The organism is Nostoc sp. 'Peltigera membranacea cyanobiont' 213 (assembly GCF_002245975.1).
GTDB lineage: Bacteria > Cyanobacteriota > Cyanobacteriia > Cyanobacteriales > Nostocaceae > Nostoc.
This window is the reverse complement of record NZ_NOLI01000342.1, coordinates 1-1,771: the sequence shown is the minus strand read 5'-3', so window position 1 is coordinate 1,771 and position 1,771 is coordinate 1. Positions and strand designations below refer to the sequence as shown.

Sequence of the window (1,771 nt, the reverse complement as noted above, 5' to 3'; positions counted from 1 at the left end):
TTTTGATAATGTATCAATTAAGTTATCTAAAATTTGACTAACCCAAGTGTTTTTTTCTCACTTGTGAGAAATCCGGGTTTCGTCCTTTTTCTTTTACTGAAGAATTACAAATACGTTTAGAGGAACTATTAGAAAAAAATAAAGAAAACTTACTCAATCCAGATGAACAAGCAGAATTAGCTGGGTTATTAGAATTAGAAAAAATCTTCAGTTTTATCAACGCTAAACTTGCTTCTTAATTGTGGTCATCAACAATTTTGTTCGCTTAAACGTCCGTAAAAGGGCAAAATACTTGTGTGAATATTGTCACTCTCCAGAACGCTCAAATGCAACACCCTTTACCATTGATCGCATTATTCCTCAATCTTTAGGAGGATCAGACGATCTCAATAATTTGGCTTTAGCTTGTCATCGTTGTAATCAAAGGCGGTATAATTTTACAACTGGGATTGATCCAGAAACACAAACAGAAGTTCCATTATTTAATCCGAGAAATCAAAATTGGTCAGAGCATTTTATCTGGACAAAAAATGGGTTAAATATCATTGGAACAACTCCTATAGGTCGTGCAACTTGCAGTCGTTTTGATTTTAATGATCGAGACCATGATGATGGATTTATTCTAAATTCCCGTCAACTTTGGTTAACAGCAGGTTGGCATCCACCTATTGATGATCTACGTCAATAATAAAAGAATATCCATCTTAATGAACACTAATAAATTAAACTTTTTAGGGTATTTGTGTGAGGGTTTGGAATCCTAGCCATTGACAGATAAAGTCGCTGGGGTTGCTCTCCAGACGCGCTATCGCGCCACGGTTTCTAGCATTAAGCAAGCAACATTTATGCAAACACTGACAATAACTTTAACTTCGCCTGACTCAACTACTGCTGCTAATCAAAATCTTCAACCTCCACAAAAGGTCACTTCCAATTTATCTTTCAATACTAATTTAGATTCAGGCACTATAGCTATCTTAGAACAGATTGAAGCTGAATATGAACACTACCAAACTTGTGAGGAGTGGTAGTCATGAATTTAGCACTCGCTCAACAATCCTTAGCAGGACTTTCCCAAACTGCTGCTCATCTCTGGGAACAGCTAACCAATTGCCAGACTCCTGAAGAAGAAGCTGCTATCATCACCGCTATTTGGGAAACTCAGGAAGTTCAAGAAGAAGTTGTTGATATCCAAGCAGAATTAGCATTACAACTGGATGCTGAAATAGTGGCTATTAAGCAACGACTAGAACATCTAAAAGCTGTACATCAATCAGCACTGTTAAGACTAGAACGCTGGCGACAAAAATTAGATGAAACTATTTTAGAACAAACCGCCGCCGGAATTCTACCTGAGCAAATGATAGGTAATTCACTTCGCATCACAATTCAAGAAAATCCGCCAAGTTGTGAGGTGCTGATAGATGCAGAACAATTGTCTCCAAAATACCGCAGAGAAAAGACTGTTTACTCAGCAGACAAGAAAGCTATTATTGCTGCTTGGAAGAAAGGTATTCCTGTAGATGGCACTCACATCCAGCGCAAGCGCCGAGTTATCTATGCTTTGACAGCAACAGCAATTCATGACTTCAAAGACTCTCTTTTAACTTAACAATAGCTTTAACTAATTTATCAGCCAACAGCAGGAATTTTACTGTTTTGTTGGCTGCTACTTATAACTCTTTTTTAACACTTACAGCGTATTTGAGGTTTATGAGGTACAGTAACAACAATTAGTAAACCAATTTTTTAGATGCTTTGGATTAACTAA

At 37.1% G+C, this 1,771-nt stretch carries 3 protein-coding genes; all 3 read left to right on the top strand.

Annotated features, from left to right (window positions below):
- The first annotated feature begins 241 nt into the window (after window positions 1-241).
- The 3 genes from CDG77_RS34780 to CDG77_RS34770 all read left to right on the top strand — a co-directional run bounded on the left by CDG77_RS34780 (window position 242) and on the right by CDG77_RS34770 (window position 1,612).
- On the top strand, window positions 242-688 hold the full coding sequence (locus tag CDG77_RS34780; protein ID WP_094333643.1) for an HNH endonuclease: 447 nt from the start codon (window positions 242-244) through the stop codon (window positions 686-688).
- A 79-nt stretch (window positions 689-767) separates the two neighbouring features.
- On the top strand, window positions 768-1,031 hold the full coding sequence (locus CDG77_RS34775; RefSeq protein ID WP_094333642.1) for a hypothetical protein: 264 nt from the start codon (window positions 768-770) through the stop codon (window positions 1,029-1,031).
- A gap of 2 nt (window positions 1,032-1,033) precedes the next feature.
- A complete protein-coding gene (locus CDG77_RS34770) occupies window positions 1,034-1,612 on the top strand; it encodes a siphovirus Gp157 family protein (RefSeq protein ID WP_094333641.1) in 579 nt (192 codons plus the stop codon).
- Window positions 1,613-1,771: the final 159 nt, after the last annotated feature.

Bases quoted from the DNA above. Each gene is read 5' to 3' on its own strand.
- CDG77_RS34770 (WP_094333641.1), top strand. From the start codon at position 1,034: ATGAATTTAGCACTCGCTCAACAATCCTTAGCAGGACTTTCCCAAACT.